The organism is Aeromonas sp. R2-1, from assembly GCF_040908425.1.
GTDB classification, from domain to species: Bacteria; Pseudomonadota; Gammaproteobacteria; order Enterobacterales; family Aeromonadaceae; genus Aeromonas; species Aeromonas caviae.
On the sequence record NZ_JBFODR010000018.1, the window covers coordinates 40834 to 55244 of the forward strand.

The 14411-nt window shown below is 63.3% G+C and carries 13 protein-coding genes; 6 read left to right on the forward strand and 7 right to left on the reverse strand.

Annotation, left to right across the window (positions count from 1 at the left end):
• Position 1: 1 nt before the first annotated feature.
• The gene (recF, locus tag AB5Y80_RS04635) at positions 2-1105 is read left to right on the forward strand and encodes a DNA replication/repair protein RecF (protein ID WP_010672287.1); all 1104 of its coding nucleotides are present in this window, start codon (positions 2-4) and stop codon (positions 1103-1105) included.
• The gene (gene gyrB, locus AB5Y80_RS04640; protein WP_041212069.1) at positions 1102-3513 is read left to right on the forward strand and encodes a DNA topoisomerase (ATP-hydrolyzing) subunit B; all 2412 of its coding nucleotides are present in this window, start codon (positions 1102-1104) and stop codon (positions 3511-3513) included. The genes recF and gyrB overlap by 4 nt, the downstream gene beginning before the upstream one ends.
• A 99-nt stretch (positions 3514-3612) precedes the next feature.
• On the opposite strand, the gene AB5Y80_RS04645 is transcribed toward gyrB, so the two are convergent.
• Positions 3613-4578: a GlxA family transcriptional regulator gene (locus AB5Y80_RS04645; protein ID WP_368172565.1), complete on the reverse strand. Its 966-nt coding sequence runs from the start codon at positions 4576-4578 to the stop codon at positions 3613-3615.
• Positions 4579-4663: 85 nt separating this feature from the next.
• Positions 4664-5434 carry an MBL fold metallo-hydrolase gene (locus tag AB5Y80_RS04650; protein WP_368172566.1) on the reverse strand — a complete coding sequence of 257 codons (771 nt, stop codon included), beginning with the start codon at positions 5432-5434 and terminating at the stop codon, positions 4664-4666.
• 256 nt (positions 5435-5690) lie between these two features.
• On the opposite strand from AB5Y80_RS04650, the gene AB5Y80_RS04655 reads away from it, so the two are divergent.
• Together AB5Y80_RS04655 and AB5Y80_RS04660 are read left to right on the forward strand one after the other, a co-directional pair.
• A complete protein-coding gene (locus tag AB5Y80_RS04655) occupies positions 5691-6104 on the forward strand; it encodes an Hsp20 family protein (protein ID WP_010672291.1) in 414 nt (137 codons plus the stop codon).
• A 92-nt stretch (positions 6105-6196) separates the two neighbouring features.
• The gene (locus tag AB5Y80_RS04660; RefSeq protein ID WP_010672292.1) at positions 6197-6637 is read left to right on the forward strand and encodes an Hsp20 family protein; all 441 of its coding nucleotides are present in this window, start codon (positions 6197-6199) and stop codon (positions 6635-6637) included.
• 73 nt (positions 6638-6710) lie between these two features.
• Here AB5Y80_RS04660 and AB5Y80_RS04665 read toward each other — a convergent pair whose 3' ends face one another.
• Positions 6711-7961, reverse strand: coding sequence for a valine--pyruvate transaminase (locus tag AB5Y80_RS04665; protein WP_266136980.1), 1251 nt, complete (start codon positions 7959-7961; stop codon positions 6711-6713).
• A 283-nt stretch (positions 7962-8244) separates the two neighbouring features.
• Between AB5Y80_RS04665 and AB5Y80_RS04670 the strand changes: the two genes are divergently transcribed.
• Positions 8245-8478, forward strand: a complete 234-nt coding sequence (locus tag AB5Y80_RS04670; RefSeq protein ID WP_041214189.1) for a hypothetical protein — start codon at positions 8245-8247, stop codon at positions 8476-8478.
• Here the strand turns inward: AB5Y80_RS04670 and AB5Y80_RS04675 are convergent.
• Positions 8408-9232 (reverse strand): helix-turn-helix transcriptional regulator, encoded by an 825-nt coding sequence (locus tag AB5Y80_RS04675; protein ID WP_043153686.1) that lies wholly within the window; start codon positions 9230-9232, stop codon positions 8408-8410. The two genes, AB5Y80_RS04670 and AB5Y80_RS04675, sit on opposite strands and share 71 nt — an antisense overlap.
• A 92-nt stretch (positions 9233-9324) precedes the next feature.
• Here AB5Y80_RS04675 and AB5Y80_RS04680 point away from each other — a divergent pair, with 92 nt between their 5' ends.
• Positions 9325-10452, forward strand: a complete 1128-nt coding sequence (locus AB5Y80_RS04680) for a multidrug effflux MFS transporter (protein ID WP_368172567.1) — start codon at positions 9325-9327, stop codon at positions 10450-10452.
• A gap of 4 nt (positions 10453-10456) precedes the next feature.
• Here AB5Y80_RS04680 and AB5Y80_RS04685 read toward each other — a convergent pair whose 3' ends face one another.
• The 3 genes from AB5Y80_RS04685 to AB5Y80_RS04695 form a co-directional block, all read right to left on the reverse strand.
• Positions 10457-11140, reverse strand: coding sequence for a response regulator (locus tag AB5Y80_RS04685; RefSeq protein WP_041214192.1), 684 nt, complete (start codon positions 11138-11140; stop codon positions 10457-10459).
• A gap of 38 nt (positions 11141-11178) precedes the next feature.
• Entirely contained in the window at positions 11179-13767 is a 2589-nt protein-coding gene (locus AB5Y80_RS04690; RefSeq protein ID WP_368172568.1) for a DUF4118 domain-containing protein, read from the reverse strand.
• 102 nt (positions 13768-13869) lie between these two features.
• Entirely contained in the window at positions 13870-14397 is a 528-nt protein-coding gene (locus AB5Y80_RS04695) for a potassium-transporting ATPase subunit C (RefSeq protein ID WP_041212076.1), read from the reverse strand.
• Between the last annotated feature and the right edge of the window lie 14 nt (positions 14398-14411).

Consider the following 14411-nt stretch of genomic DNA (forward strand, 5'->3'; position numbering starts at 1 on the left):
CGTGTCCCTGGTCAAACTCCAGCTCAGCGACTTTCGCAACATTCAGCACGCCAGTCTCGCGCTGTCTCCCGGCCTCAATATCCTGGTCGGGAGCAACGGCAGCGGCAAGACCAGCGTGCTGGAAGCCATTCATTACCTTGGTCTCGGCCGCTCGTTTCGTACCCATTTGACCGGGCGGGTCATCCGCCAGGGCGAGCGGGCCTTTACCCTGTTTGCCCAGTGCGAGCTGGAGGGGCGTCAGGTGCCCATCGGGCTTGCCAAGGACAAGGGGGGCGAAACCCAGCTCAAGATCGCCGGTGCCCAGGCCCAGCGCCTGGCCGATCTGGCGGAGCTGTTGCCGGTACAGTTGATCCACCCCGATGGTTTCAGCCTGCTGACCGGTGGGCCCCAGGCTCGCCGGGCCTGGCTCGACTGGGGTGTTTTCCATCAGGAGCCGACCTTCTTCTCCCTCTGGGGGCGGGTGCGTCGGCTGTTGAAGCAGCGCAATGCCTTGCTGCGCCAGAGCACCCAGTATCGTCAACTGGCGTTCTGGGATCAGGAGCTGGTGCGACTGGGTGGCGAGCTGGCGGGTTTTCGCGCCAGTTATTGTCAGGCCATTACGCCCCTGATCAAGGAGATGACGGCAGATTTTCTGCCGGAGTTCGATATCAGTCTTGGATTCTATCGAGGCTGGGAAAAAGACACTCCCCTCGATGCATTACTGGAGGCGGGGTTCGAACGGGATCGTTCGCTGGGGTACACTGGGGTCGGTCCGCAGAAGGCGGACGTGCGGCTCAAGGCGAACGGCGTGCCCGCGCAGGATATTTTGTCCAGGGGTCAGCTGAAGTTGCTGGTCTGTGCCATGCGGCTGGCCCAAGGGCTCTATTTGAATCAACATAGCAGCCGCGGCTGTATTTTTTTAATTGATGATTTTGCCTCTGAACTGGATGTCGACAAACGTCGTCTGCTGGCCGCAAGGCTGAAGCAGTGCGCGTCCCAGGTGTTCATCACCGCCATCGATACCGGTCAGCTCGCAGACATGATGGATGCGAGTGACTGCAAGCTGTTCCACGTGGAACAAGGCAAGATCTCCGAAACGTTAGAGAAGGCAGAGAGTAAGCTATGAGTGAAAATACTTACGACTCCTCGAATATCAAGGTGCTCAAGGGCCTGGATGCGGTCCGCAAGCGCCCGGGGATGTATATCGGCGATACGGACGATGGATCGGGCCTGCACCACATGGTGTTCGAGGTCGTCGACAACTCCATCGACGAGGCTCTGGCTGGCTACTGCTCCGATATCCAGGTCAAGATCCATTCCGACGGCTCCGTCTCCGTGCGCGACAACGGTCGCGGCATTCCGGTGGACATCCACCCGGAAGAGGGCCGCTCCGCCGCCGAAGTCATCATGACCGTGCTGCACGCCGGCGGCAAATTCGATGACAACTCCTACAAGGTGTCCGGCGGTCTGCACGGTGTGGGCGTCTCCGTGGTGAACGCGCTTTCCGACAAGCTGCTGCTGACCATCCGCCGCAACGGTCATGTCTACGAGCAGACCTATCACCTGGGCGAGCCGCAGGCACCCCTCAAGCAGATTGGTGACAGCACTGGCACCGGGACCGAAGTCCGCTTCTGGCCGAGCCCGACCATCTTCAGCGATACTCTGTTCCACTACGAGATCCTGGCCAAGCGTCTGCGCGAGCTCTCCTTCCTCAACTCCGGCGTCTCCATCCGTCTGATGGACGAGCGTGATGGCCGCGAGGCACACTTCTGCTACGAAGGGGGCATCAAGGCCTTCGTCGAGTACCTGAACCAGAACAAGACCCCGATCCATCCCAAGGTGTTCCACTTCACCACAGAGCAGGACGGCATCGGTGTTGAAGTCGCCATGCAGTGGAACGACGCCTATCAGGAAGGGGTCTACTGCTTCACCAACAACATTCCGCAGCGGGATGGCGGTACCCACCTGGTGGGCTTCCGTACCGCGCTGACCCGGACGCTGAACAACTACATGGACAAGGAGGACTACAGCAAGAAGGCCAAGTCCGCCGCCAGTGGTGACGACGTCCGTGAAGGTCTGATTGCCGTTATCTCCGTCAAGGTACCGGATCCCAAGTTCTCCTCCCAGACCAAGGACAAGCTGGTCTCTTCCGAAGTGAAGACCGCCGTGGAACAGGCGATGGGTGAGAAGCTGGCCGACTTCCTGCTGGAAAACCCGGGCGACGCCAAGATCGTGGTCAACAAGATCATCGATGCGGCCCGTGCCCGTGAAGCGGCCCGCAAGGCCCGCGAACTGACCCGCCGCAAGGGCGCGCTGGATATCGCCGGTCTGCCCGGCAAGCTGGCGGACTGTCAGGAGAAAGACCCGGCGCTCTCCGAACTCTACATCGTGGAAGGGGACTCTGCTGGCGGCTCCGCCAAGCAGGGTCGCAACCGGAAGAACCAGGCCATCCTGCCCCTCAAGGGCAAGATCCTGAACGTGGAGAAGGCCCGTTTCGACAAGATGATCTCCTCCCAGGAGGTGGGCACCCTGATCACCGCCCTGGGCTGTGGCATCGGTCGCGACGAGTACAACCCGGACAAGCTGCGCTATCACAACATCATCATCATGACCGATGCGGACGTCGATGGTGCGCACATCCGTACCCTGCTGCTGACCTTCTTCTATCGTCAGATGCCGGAAATCATCGAGCGTGGCTATGTCTTCATCGCCCAGCCGCCGCTCTACAAGGTGAAGAAGGGCAAGCAGGAGCAGTACCTGAAAGACGAAGACGCATTGTTGCAGTACCAGACAGCCATGGCGCTGGACGGTGCGACCCTGCACGTCAACGAGTCTGCCCCGGCCATCGGTGGCGAGGCGCTGGAGCGTCTGGTCAACCAGCATCGCGCCGTGACTCACCTCATCACCCGCATGTCCCGTCGCGCCCCGGAAGCCGTGCTGACCCAGCTGATCTATCAGCCTGAGTTGAACGAAACCCTGCTGGCCAGCGAGAGCGATCTGCAGGCCTGGTGCCAGAGCATGGAAGCCGTGCTCAACGAGAGCAACCACGGCATCCAGTACCAGATGCAGGTACGCCGCGATGAGGAGCGCAGCCTGTTCGTGCCCCACGCCGTGGTACGCCAGCACGGGGTTGATCGCGAATACCCGCTCAGCTACGACTTCCTGCAATCCTCCGAGTACCGTCAGCTGGTCTCCCTGGGCAAGGAGATCGCCAACCTGATCGAGGAAGGCGGTTACATCAAGCGTGGCGAGAAGGTGAAGCCGGTCGCCAGCTTCGTTGAAGCGGTCGAGTGGCTGATGGGCGAAGGCAAGCGTGGCATCTACATCCAGCGCTATAAAGGGCTGGGCGAGATGAACCCGGAGCAGCTGTGGGAAACCACCATGGATCCGGAAGCCCGTCGCATGCTGCGCGTCACCATCGACGACGCAGTCGGCGCCGACCAGCTCTTCTCCACCCTGATGGGTGACGCCGTAGAGCCCCGTCGCGACTTCATCGAGACCAACGCCCTGCGGGTTGCCAACCTCGACGTCTAATCAGACGGTCCGACAACCATCAAAAGCCGCTCCTCGTGAGCGGCTTTTTGTTTATTGGGCGGAAGGGAGAGGGCGCGTTCCACGTGAAACATGTGGGACCTAGACTCTGTCACCGCGAAAGGTGCGGCGCCACTCCCGCGGCGACACTCCGAAGCGGGCGCGAAAGTGCTTGCGCAATATGGTGGCAGATCCGAGCCCCACCAGTTCGGCGATGCGTTCCACGGTGTGGGAGCTGGACTCCAGCAGCGTCTGGCTGCGGCGCAGGCGCTCCGACATCAGCCACTCCCCGAGGGAGAGACCGGTGGCGAGCTGGAAGCGGCGGCTAAAGGTGCGTCGGCTCATCATGCAATGTTCCGCCAGGCTGTCCAGGGTGTGGGGCGCGGCCAGGTGCAGGCGCAGGTGATCGAACAGCTGGTTGATCCTGGCATCCCGGGTGGAGGCGGGTACCGGCTGCTCGATGAACTGGGCCTGGCCACCCTCCCGGTGGGGAGGCACCACCAGCCGCCTGGCCAGCTTGTTGGCAATCTGGCTGCCGTGATGCTGGCGAACCAGATAGAGGCAGCAGTCCAGGCTGGCGGCGGTGCCAGCCGAGGTGATGAGCCCGTCGTCGTCGACGTAGAGGGCATTGGTATCGAGCCGCACCCGGGGGAAGCGCTGGACAAACTCCTGCTCAAATTCCCAATGGGTGGCGGCACCGCGCCCGTCCAGCAGGCCGGCATAGGCCAGCACATAGGTGCCGAGACAGAGCCCCACGATCTGGGCTCCCCTGATCCGGGCGGCAACCAGGGCATCGAGCAGGGGTTGGGCGGGGCGCTCGGCCGGATCGCGCCAGAAGGGGATGATGATGATATCCGCCTCCAGCAGGCCCTCCAGGCCATAGTCGGCCTCCATGCGAAAGCCCTGGGAGGAGGCAGGTTGCCGCGTGTCATCCCCGGCGCAGAGTCTCAGCTCGAACAACGACTGACCCGGCATCATCTTGTCGCCAAAGATGAGGCAGGGCACCGAGCAGTGAAAGGGGCTGAAGCGATCGAAGGTGATGACGGCGACGATGAGGGGATGGGGCATGGTAGCAGACTCCTTTGCACTCGGATCCCCATCATACGGGGCAGCAACAGAAAGCCGAAGAGCCATGTGGTGCCCGGTCTCTCGCTCAGAGCACCATGGTGTCGCCATCCTCGGGCACCCTTACCCGGGCGGCCATCCCCTGGCTGTCCAGGTAGTCGCGCAGCTCCCGCCGGGACAGCAGGGCATGATTGACCGCCTCCATGTGGCTGGCGATCAGGGTGGCCTGCGGGGCGGCCTGATAGACGGCGGCCACATCCTCCTTGCCCATGATGATGGCGCCCAGACCCGCCACCTGGGCATCGCCGCAGTTGAGGACGACGACCTCGGGTTGGTGCCGGTGCAGCGCTTGTTCAACCTGGGCATTCCAGACGGTGTCGCCGGCCAGATAGAGGGTCTTTTCGGCGGGATGGGAGAAGACCACTCCGCTGACCTCGCCAAGGCGATCCCCCAGCAGGGCCATGATGGTATCGCTGCCGTGCCGGCCTTCCGTCTGTTGCAGGCGGATGCCGGCGAACTCGCCGACCTCGCCCAGCAGGCGCACATCCTCGAAGCCGCATCCCCTCATGGTGTCGGCATCATTTTGATGCTGCACGAACAGGGGAAGGTGCTTGGGGATCTTCGCTTTCGCGACATCGTCCCAGTGATCCAGATGGTCATGGGTGACAATCACCGCATCCACCTCCAGCAGGGTCGCCATGGGCAGCGGCAGCTCGACCAGGGGGTTGCGAAGATGGCTGTTGGCCATGCCTTCGAAGCCGGGGTAGCTCCCCTTGGGGGCCAGCATGGGGTCGATGAGGAAGCGGGTTCCTGCGTAGTGGATGAGCAGGGTGGCGTTGCGAACCTGGGTAATCTTCATGGCGTGCTCCGGTTTCTCGTTGGGGACACGGCCAGTATGGAGGGATGAGGGACGGATCATGAGTGGCCCGCAGGCCTATTATCGATCTAATCGGGCCATTCTTGATGGCCTGCATTTCTTTTGTTTTTACCCCTTGAAAGCCAAATGCTGGCCCCTATATAGATAACAAGGCCGGAACGCTCGACAGAGGTTTCGACCAGGCGCCCGTCCATCAGGAGGGCAAACAATCCGTTATCGCTCACAAGAGGGTAATACTATGCGTTCTATCGACTTTTCTCCGCTCTATCGTTCTGCCATCGGCTTCGATCGTCTGGCCACTCTCATCGAATCTGCGGCCAGCAATGGCAATGCCGGCTATCCCCCCTACAACATCGAGCAGCTGGGTGACAGCGACTACCGCATCAGCATGGCGGTGGCGGGCTTTACCCAGGAAGAGCTGGAGCTGAGCTTCCAGGAAAATCTGCTGACGGTGAAGGGCAGCAAGCAGGCCGACACCGAGCGCAACTACCTCTACCAAGGCATTGCTGAACGCGGCTTCGAGCGTCGCTTCCAGCTGGCCGACTATGTGCGGGTGAAGGGGGCCGACCTGAAGAACGGTCTGCTGCACATCGACCTGGTGCGCGAAGTGCCCGAGGCGATGAAGCCCCGCAAGATCGAGATCAACGGCTGACAGCCTGACCTCGTTGCATTGCTGATGTTTCCCGGGTGCCGATGGCGGGCCCGTGGAGAGTAAACCCTGTTGCTTTATAGAAGGATAGGATCATGCGTAACCTCGATTTTTCTCATCTCTATTCCAATGCCGTCGGCTTCGAGCGGATGGCCCGCGAGCTGGAAGGCCTGTTCGATCAGAAGACCTCGGCCTACCCCCCGTACAACATCGAAAAGCGGGATCACGACAGCTACCTCATCACGGTTGCCGTGGCCGGTTTCGATCGCAATGAGCTGGAGCTGGAGACCGAAAACGGTACCCTCAAGGTGAAGGGGCGCAAGGTCGCCACCATGGGCGAGCGCCAGTTCCTCCATCAGGGGATCGCCGAGCGGGACTTCGAGCTCGCCTTCAAGCTGAGCCAGCACGTGGAAGTGCAGGGGGCCAGGCTGGAGCACGGCCTGCTGACCATAGAGCTGGCCCGGGAGCTGCCGGAAGCGCTCAAGCCCCGTGCCATCCCCATCGGCAAACCCGATCAGCTGGCACTGCCCGGTTAAACAACATCGCTGACCACCTGATAGAAAAGAGGCCTGCATCTGCAGGCCTCTTTTTTTCATGCCGAAGGGGGAATCAACCGGCGTAGAGGGCGTTGATCTCGTCGGCCAGGATGGCGATGCCGCGACGCACCAGATCTTCGCTCTGGGCATAGTTGAGGCGGATGCACTCCTGGCTGTGGCGCCACTCGGGGTCGTCGATGCCGGGGAAGAAGTAGTGGCCGGGCACGATCAGCAGGTTCTTCGCCTTCAGTCGCTCATACAGCTCCTGGCAGTGGATCGGCAGGTTTTCGAACCAGAGCCAGAGGAAGAGGGCTCCCTCCGGCTTGTGGATGTGGAAGCGCGGATCCGGAATGGCCTCGCGCAGCAGCTGGACCGCGAATGTGGCTTTCTGCTGGTAGAAGGGTTTCACCACCTGTTCGCTCAGGGTGATGATGTCACCGCTCTCGATCATCGGAATGGTGATGGCCGGACCCAGGCTGCCCGGCGCCAGATTGATGATGCCGCTCAGGTTGGTGATGGCCCGGATGATCTTCTCGTCGGCGATGACGATGCCGCAACGGGTGCCCGGCAGGCCGAGCTTGGAGAGGCTCATGCAGAGGATGGTGTTGGCGTTCCAGAACGGCTTGGCGTCGCTGAAGATGATGCCGGGGAAGGGCACGCCGTAGGCATTGTCGATGAGCAGCGGGATCCCCTTGTCACGGGCGATCTGATCGAGGTGCTCGATCTCCTCGTCGGTGAGCACGTTGCCGGTGGGGTTGGTCGGCCGGGAGACACAGATCACCCCGATGTCGTCGCCCACCTGCAGGCTCTCGAAATCCACGTGGTATTTGAACTGGCCGTCGGGCAGCTTCTCGATGGTGGGCTTGTAGGCGACGAAATGATCGTCCGAGAGGGCCGAGTCGGCATAGCCGATGTATTCGGGGGCCAGGGGGAACAGCACCTTCTTCTTGCGACCGTCGGCGAACTCGCCGGCCAGCAGGTTGAACAGATAGAAGAAGGCGTTCTGGCTGCCATTGGTCAGGGCGATGTTGCGGGCGGAGATCTCCCAGCCCAGCTCCTTGCTGAGCAGGGTCGCCAGCGCCTTGGTGAACCTGTCCTTGCCCTGGGGGCCATCGTAGTTGGCCATGGCCTTGATCAGTTCGCCGTTGTCGAGCAGGGTATTGGCCTCGGCCTGAAAGCGTTCCAGCATGGCGGGGATGGGGGCCGGATTGCCGCCTCCCAGCATGATGGCGTCGGGATTCAGCAGCCCTTGATTGAGGTCGTCCATGAGTTGGGTAATACCGGCGTGGCGAGTGAACTTCTCGCCGAACAAGGAGAATTCCATTCGGTGGCAAATCCAGAGTCAGTTAAGGGGAGAGCTAGCACCATAGCTCACTTCAAAAGCGGGTGTCGATCAAAAAAACGGGGCGTTTCACGTGGAACAGGGTTGCCATGATGGAGGTGGTAAAAAAAACCATTTATAGGTTTTAAAATAACCAACATTCGATTCAGGAAGGGGGGTGGCAGCATCAAAAAATTATTTATATCAATAAAATCATGCTGTTATAAATCTGGCACAACTATTGGAATAGCTATCTGGTCATCTCAACCACACCGGAGCACGCCAGATGAAGATCCTGATCGCTACCCTGATTGCCAGCAGCCTGAGCCTGAATGCCATGGCCGCCGAGAACCCCAGACCCGAGCTGGACAGCGCCGCCCTGCAACAGGAGATGCTGGCCTTGCAGCAGCAGGCCTCCCATGACGTGGTGGCAGAGGCCATCCACAACCTCAAGCCGCTGGCCCTGGAGACCCTGGTGGTGGAGGCGAGTTCGGCCGATGCGACTCATCCCGAGAGTTGAGGTAGCGCAAGGGGGTCTGCCCCGTGTGCTGCCTGAAGAAGGCGATGAAGGCGCTGTCGCTGGCGAACTCCAGGGCAGCGGCCACCCGGCTGATGGGCTCGGCTTCGGCCAGCAGTTCCATGGCCCGCAGCAGTCGCCACTGCTGGCGCCAGGCCTGGTAGCTCATGCCGGTCTCCCGCATGAAGATGCGGCCTATGGTCTTGTCACTGGCCCCCACCCGTTCGGCCAGCCGGTTGAGCCGATCGGGCAGGGTGTCACCCCGCTTTATCTCCTGCAGCCAGCCGGTCAGACGTCCGTCTGACGGCAGCGGCAACTGCCAGGATTCCCGCGGCGCTTGCGCCAGCTCTTCTTTCAATAATGCCAGTGTGCAGGTTTGCTCTGCCTCCGGCTTGTCCCAGGGCCAGAGCGCCATCCGCTCGATGATCTCCCGCAGCAGCGGGTTGACCGCCAGCACCGCCATCTCGTTTGGCAACGCGGGCTCCGGCTGGAAGTAGAGGGAGCGATAGGCCACTACCCCGCGCATCAACACCCGGTGGGGCAGGCCTGCTGGCAACCAGGCCGCTCGCGTCGGCGGCAGCAGGCAGACCTGATCGTCCAGCTCTATGGTCATGCAGCCTGCCTGGGCGAACAGCAGCTGGTGGCGCTGGTGCTGATGGCGGCCGGAGTCGTGCCAGCCGAGGGCGGCGGCAATACCGATGGCGCTGCCGTCGTGCTGGTCCGGATCAAAGGGGTGATCGGGAAGAATAAAGGCCATGTGTCCGATTCTTGCTGTTTATAGTCCGCCTTATTGTAATCGGACAAGTTATCCCTCTCTAGAATGGCGACCTCTTGTGAAGGAGGTGTGTCATGAACAACAGGTTGCCACCGCGCTGGCTGGTGGTCGGATTGATGATGTTTCCCCAGATAGTGGAGACCATCTACAGCCCGGTGCTGACCCATATCGCCACTGAGTTTCGGGTGAGCGAGGGGCAGGCGTCCCAGACCCTGTCGGTCTATTTTCTGGCGTTTGCGGCGGGCGTGGTCTGCTGGGGCAGGTTGTGCGATCTCATCGGGCGGCGTCCCGCCATGCTGGCGGGGCTGCTGACCTATGGCGCCGGCACCCTGCTGGCGTTGCTGGCCACTCAATTTGAAACCCTGCTGCTGGCCCGGGTCATCGCGGCCTTCGGCGCCGCCGTGGGTTCCGTGGTGACCCAGACCATGCTGCGCGACAGCTATCAGGGCAGCGATCTGGCGCGGGTCTTTTCGGTGATGGGCATCGCGCTCTCCCTGAGCCCGGTGCTGGGGCTGGTGAGCGGTGGCCTGCTGGCTGATGGCTTGGGTTATCTAGGGGTATTCGGCGCCCTGCTGGTATTGGCAGTTGGATTGCTGCTGGTCACTTGCTGGCAACTGCCGGAAACCCGCCCGGCCACTACCCAGAGGGTCGCACTCTGGCCGCTGGCCTGCCGGATGGTGCGTGATACCGGCTTGTGGCGCAGCGCCGCCCTGGTGGCGCTGTTCAACACCATGCTGTTCGGCTACTACAGCCTGGCGCCGTTTCTGTTTGCCGGTCTGGGGCTGAGCGCGGGGGAATTTGGTTACTCCGGCATCGTGCTGGCGCTGGCGACCCTGGGGGGCAGCCTGCTCAACAAGTGCCTGCTGGGCCGTGGCTGGTCGCCTGCCTCGCTGATCCGGCTCGCCGCCGTGCTGGCGTCGGGTTCGAGTTGGCTGGTGTGGGCCAGTCAGGCATCGCTCTGGTTTCTGCTGCCCATGACGGGAGTGGTGGTGGCGTTCGGGCTGGCTATCCCCAATGTGCTGAGCCAGGCGCTGCTGGCCTATCGGGAGGTGGCGGGCAGTGCCGGGGCCCTGTTCGGGCTCGGTTACTACCTGCTGCTCAGCCTGGGGTTGGCGGTTGCAGCCAGCTTGCAGGATCTCGGGCTGCTGCTCGGGGGATGCGGTCTGCTGGCCCTGTGCTGCGGTTGGCGTCGTTCCACGTGAAACATCAGCTGCCGATAAAGCGGTAGCCGATGCCGGATTCGGTCTCGATCAGCGTGGGTTGCTGGGGATTATCTCCCAGCTTCTTGCGCAGGCTGGCGATGACGATGCGCAGGTAGTGGGTATCTTCCTTGTGGCTCGGTCCCCAGATGTCGATGAGCAGCTGGGTCTGTTGCACCAGCTTGCCGGGGTGGCACACCAGCGCCTGCAACAGGGCGAACTCCTTGCGGGAGAGGGGGATCTCCTCGCCCTGCAGGGTGACTTTGTGGCTGCTGCTGTCCAGGGTCAGGCCACACTGGGGGAAGTGGCGGCATTCGCCGCTGGTGGCGCCGACGCGCTGGCGCAGCAGCACCCGGATACGGGCCATCATCTCCCCGACGCCGAACGGCTTGCTCATGTAGTCGTTGGCCCCCGCATCCAGCAGCCGCACCTTCTCCTGCTCCGAGTCCCGCGCCGAGAGCACCAGCACGGGATTGGCGTGGTGCTCGCGGATGGCGTGCAGGATTTGGATGCCATCACCGTCCGGCAGGCCCAGATCCAGGATCACCAGGTCGGGGTTGAGGTGGCGATACTGCGCCATCCCCTCGGTGACGCCGACCGCCTCACTCACCTGATGTCCTTCGGCGATCAGGCTGATCCGCAAAAAACGGCGGATGGCCGCCTCGTCGTCGATGACCAGTATGTGAGCCATTCAGCCTCCCGTTTGCTGATTGAAAAGGGCGGCGACCATCAGGCCGCCGGTGCGTTGAGGGCCAGCGGCAGGGAGATGCGCATGCAGGTGCCGTTACCGTTGGGGCCGGCGAATGCCCAGATGCGGCCGCCGTGGACCTCTATCATAGCGCGGGAAATGGCGAGGCCAAGCCCGGTGCCGCGGCTGCCGCAGTCGCCGACCGGCTGGGTGTAGAACAGATTGAAGATCTTGTCCCGATCCGACTCGGCGATGCCGACCCCGATATCGATGATGTCGATGATGAGGTCGGGATCCGCCAGCATCACCTTGAACTCGATGGGGGTGCCGGCCGGCGAGTAGCGGGAGGCGTTGTCGAGGATGTTGACCAGCACCTGCTCGATCAGGGCGCCGTGCACATAGAGCCGGGGGATCTGCTGATCGAAGTGCACCAGCAGCTTGTGCTGGCGCCAGGAGGAGTCGAGCCGGCGGCGGGCGCTCTCCACCAGGTCCGCCAGGTCGACCCAGTCCCGTTTCAACTGGAAGTCCGGTGAGCCGATGCGGGTCATGTCCAGCAGGTTCTGCACGTAGCCGTGCAGGCGGCGCGCCTCGTCCTGCACCGAGTGCAGCAGTTCGATGCGGTCCTCCGCACTTATCCGGTCCCCGTATTCCAGCAGGGTGCTGCCGGCCCCCATGATGGTGGCCAGCGGCGTCTTCAGGTCGTGGGAGACCGAGGAGAGCAGGGCGGCGCGCATCCGGTCGGTCTCCGCCTGCAACTGGCTGTCCGCCAGCCGCTCGTTGAGATCGATCCGCGCCAGGGCGGCGCGGATATCGGTGAGCAGAGCCTGCAGCTGGTGCTCGGCGGCGGAGGTGAGCGGGCTGGCCAGCCGGATGCCCAGCACCAGGTCATCGCCGAGGTGATGATACTGGGCCTCGGCGGCGTTGAGGGTGGCGGTATGGGCACCGGCGCTCTGCTTCTGGGCCAGGCACCAGTCAATGGCGGCCTTGTCGGTCTGGCCCGGCCCGGTCTGGGTGTCACCGGCCCGGTACTGGTAATCCCCATCGAGCGCGAACACGGGCTGCCCAAGGGCGAGGGCGATGGCCTGGGTTCCCTGTCTCAGCACGTCCACCGGGCTGCTGGCGGTGGCCAGCCCCTGGCTCAGGGAGAGCAGGGCGTTACCGAGCTGCTGGGTCTCGCGCAGACTGACCAGTTGCTGACGCTGGCGGGAGGCGAGGCGCCCGGCCGCGATGCCGACGATGAGCAGCACGAACAGGGTGAGCAGGTCGCTGTGGCTGGCCACGCTCAGGGAGAAGTAGGGGAAGGTGAACAGCAGATTGTGGCCGACGAAGCCCAGCACGGCGGCCAGGATGGCGGGGATCAGGCTGGTGGTGAGCGCGGTGGCCAGCACCCCCAGCACGAACAGCATGGGCAGGGAGGCGGGGGGCAGCCAGTGGGAGAGGGCCCAGACCACGGCCGAGGTCCCCCCCATGATGGCCACCGCGAGCAGGCTCTGGCGAAGCTCACCCGGGCCTGCCGTTGGCAGGGTCAGGCCGGGCTTGCGCTTCTCGGTATCCACCAGCGTGATCTCGAATCCCTGCGCCTGTTTGAGCAGGTGCTGTACCAGGGATCGGCGCCAGGGCGGGTTGCGGGATTTGCCGAGCAGCAATTGGGAGACCTGCTGCTGTTCGGCGGTTTCCAGCAGGGCATCGGCCACGGCCGGGCTGGAGAGGGTCAGCACCCTGGCCCCCAGTTGGGAGGCGAGGGCCAGCGCCTGCTCCAGTTCAGGGGAGCGCTGCCCCCTGCTGTCGATGTGCACCACCAGCCAGGGCAGTTGCCTGCGCTGGGCGAAGCGGTGGCCGTAACGCACCAGGGCGGCGCCGTGCTCATCCCCGATGCAGACCATCAGCTTGCCCCGCAGCGGCAGTGTGGTCTTGCCAGCCGCCTGCCACTGCAACTGCAGGTCTCCCTCCACGTGGCTGGCGGCGGTCTGCATCGCCAGCTCCCGCAGAGCGGTCAGGTTGTTGAGAGAGAAAAAAGACTGCAGGGCGGCCTTGGCCTGGTGGGGCACATAGACCTTGCCCTCTTTGAGACGGCCGAGCAGCTCCTTGGGGGGGAGGTCGATCAGCACCAGGCTGTCAGCCTCCAGCAGCACCTGATCCGGCAGGGTCTCCTTGACCCTGACCCCGGTCAGCTGCCACACCAGATCGTTGAGGCTCTCCAGGTGCTGCACGTTGAGGGTGGTGTAGACGTCGATGCCGGCGCCCAGCAGCTCCTCCACATCCTGCCAGCGCTTCTCGTGGCGGCTGCCGGGGGCGTTGCTGTGGGCCAGCTCGTCCACCACGGCGATGGCGGGCCTGCGGGCCAGCAGGCCGTCCAGATCCATCTCCTCCAGCCGCTGCTGGCGGTGCAGGTGCAGTGTGCGCGGCAGGATGGCGAGCTTGTCGAGCAGGGCCAGGGTCTCCTGGCGGCCGTGGGTCTCCACCACCCCGATCAGGATGTCGACTCCCTCCCTGGCCTGCTCCCGCACCGCCTGCAGCATGGCGTAGGTCTTGCCGACGCCGGGGGCCGCGCCGAGAAACACCTTCAGCTTGCCCCTGTGCTCCTGCTCCAGGCTCGCCAGCAGGGCGTCTGCCCTCACTTCATCACGCATCCCCGTGCTCCCGTTGCATCGGCCGAACTGCGGCCGTGACCTCATTGCTCATGCTTGTCCCCGTTGTCGAAAGGGAGCCTTCCCGAACGGCAAGGAGCGCCCTCAGGCGCCCTTTTGATGATCGAGTTGCAGGTTCAACTGGAGAATGTTGACCACCTGCGGGCCAAGGATACCAGCTTGTGCCGCCGACTTGACCTGCTCCGTCAACTGAACGGGATCCAGCCCCCGTTGCCCGGCGACCCTATCCACCTGGGCCAGCGCTGCATCGAGGGGCAGATGGGGATCGAGGCCGGAGGCGGAGCGGGTCAGCAGGGCGGGGACCCTGGCTTCCGGCTGCGCCCTGGCCGCCGCTGCGGCAAACTCGGCCCGTAGCGGCGAGCTCATCCCCAGGTTGCTTCCGCCGCCACCTATGGTGGCGAAATCGCTGGCGGAGGGGCGGGAGTGGAAGTAGTCGGCCCGCTCGAATTTCTGGGCCAGCAGGGCGCTGCCGACCACCTGCTGCTTGGCGTTGGTGAGCAGGCTGCCGTTGGCCTGCCAGGGGAAGAGCAGCTGGGCCAGCCCGGTGACGGCCAGCGGATATGCCACCCCCAGCAGCAGGGTCAGGGTCAGCAGGGTTCTGATTGCTATCATGATTTTCTTGCTCC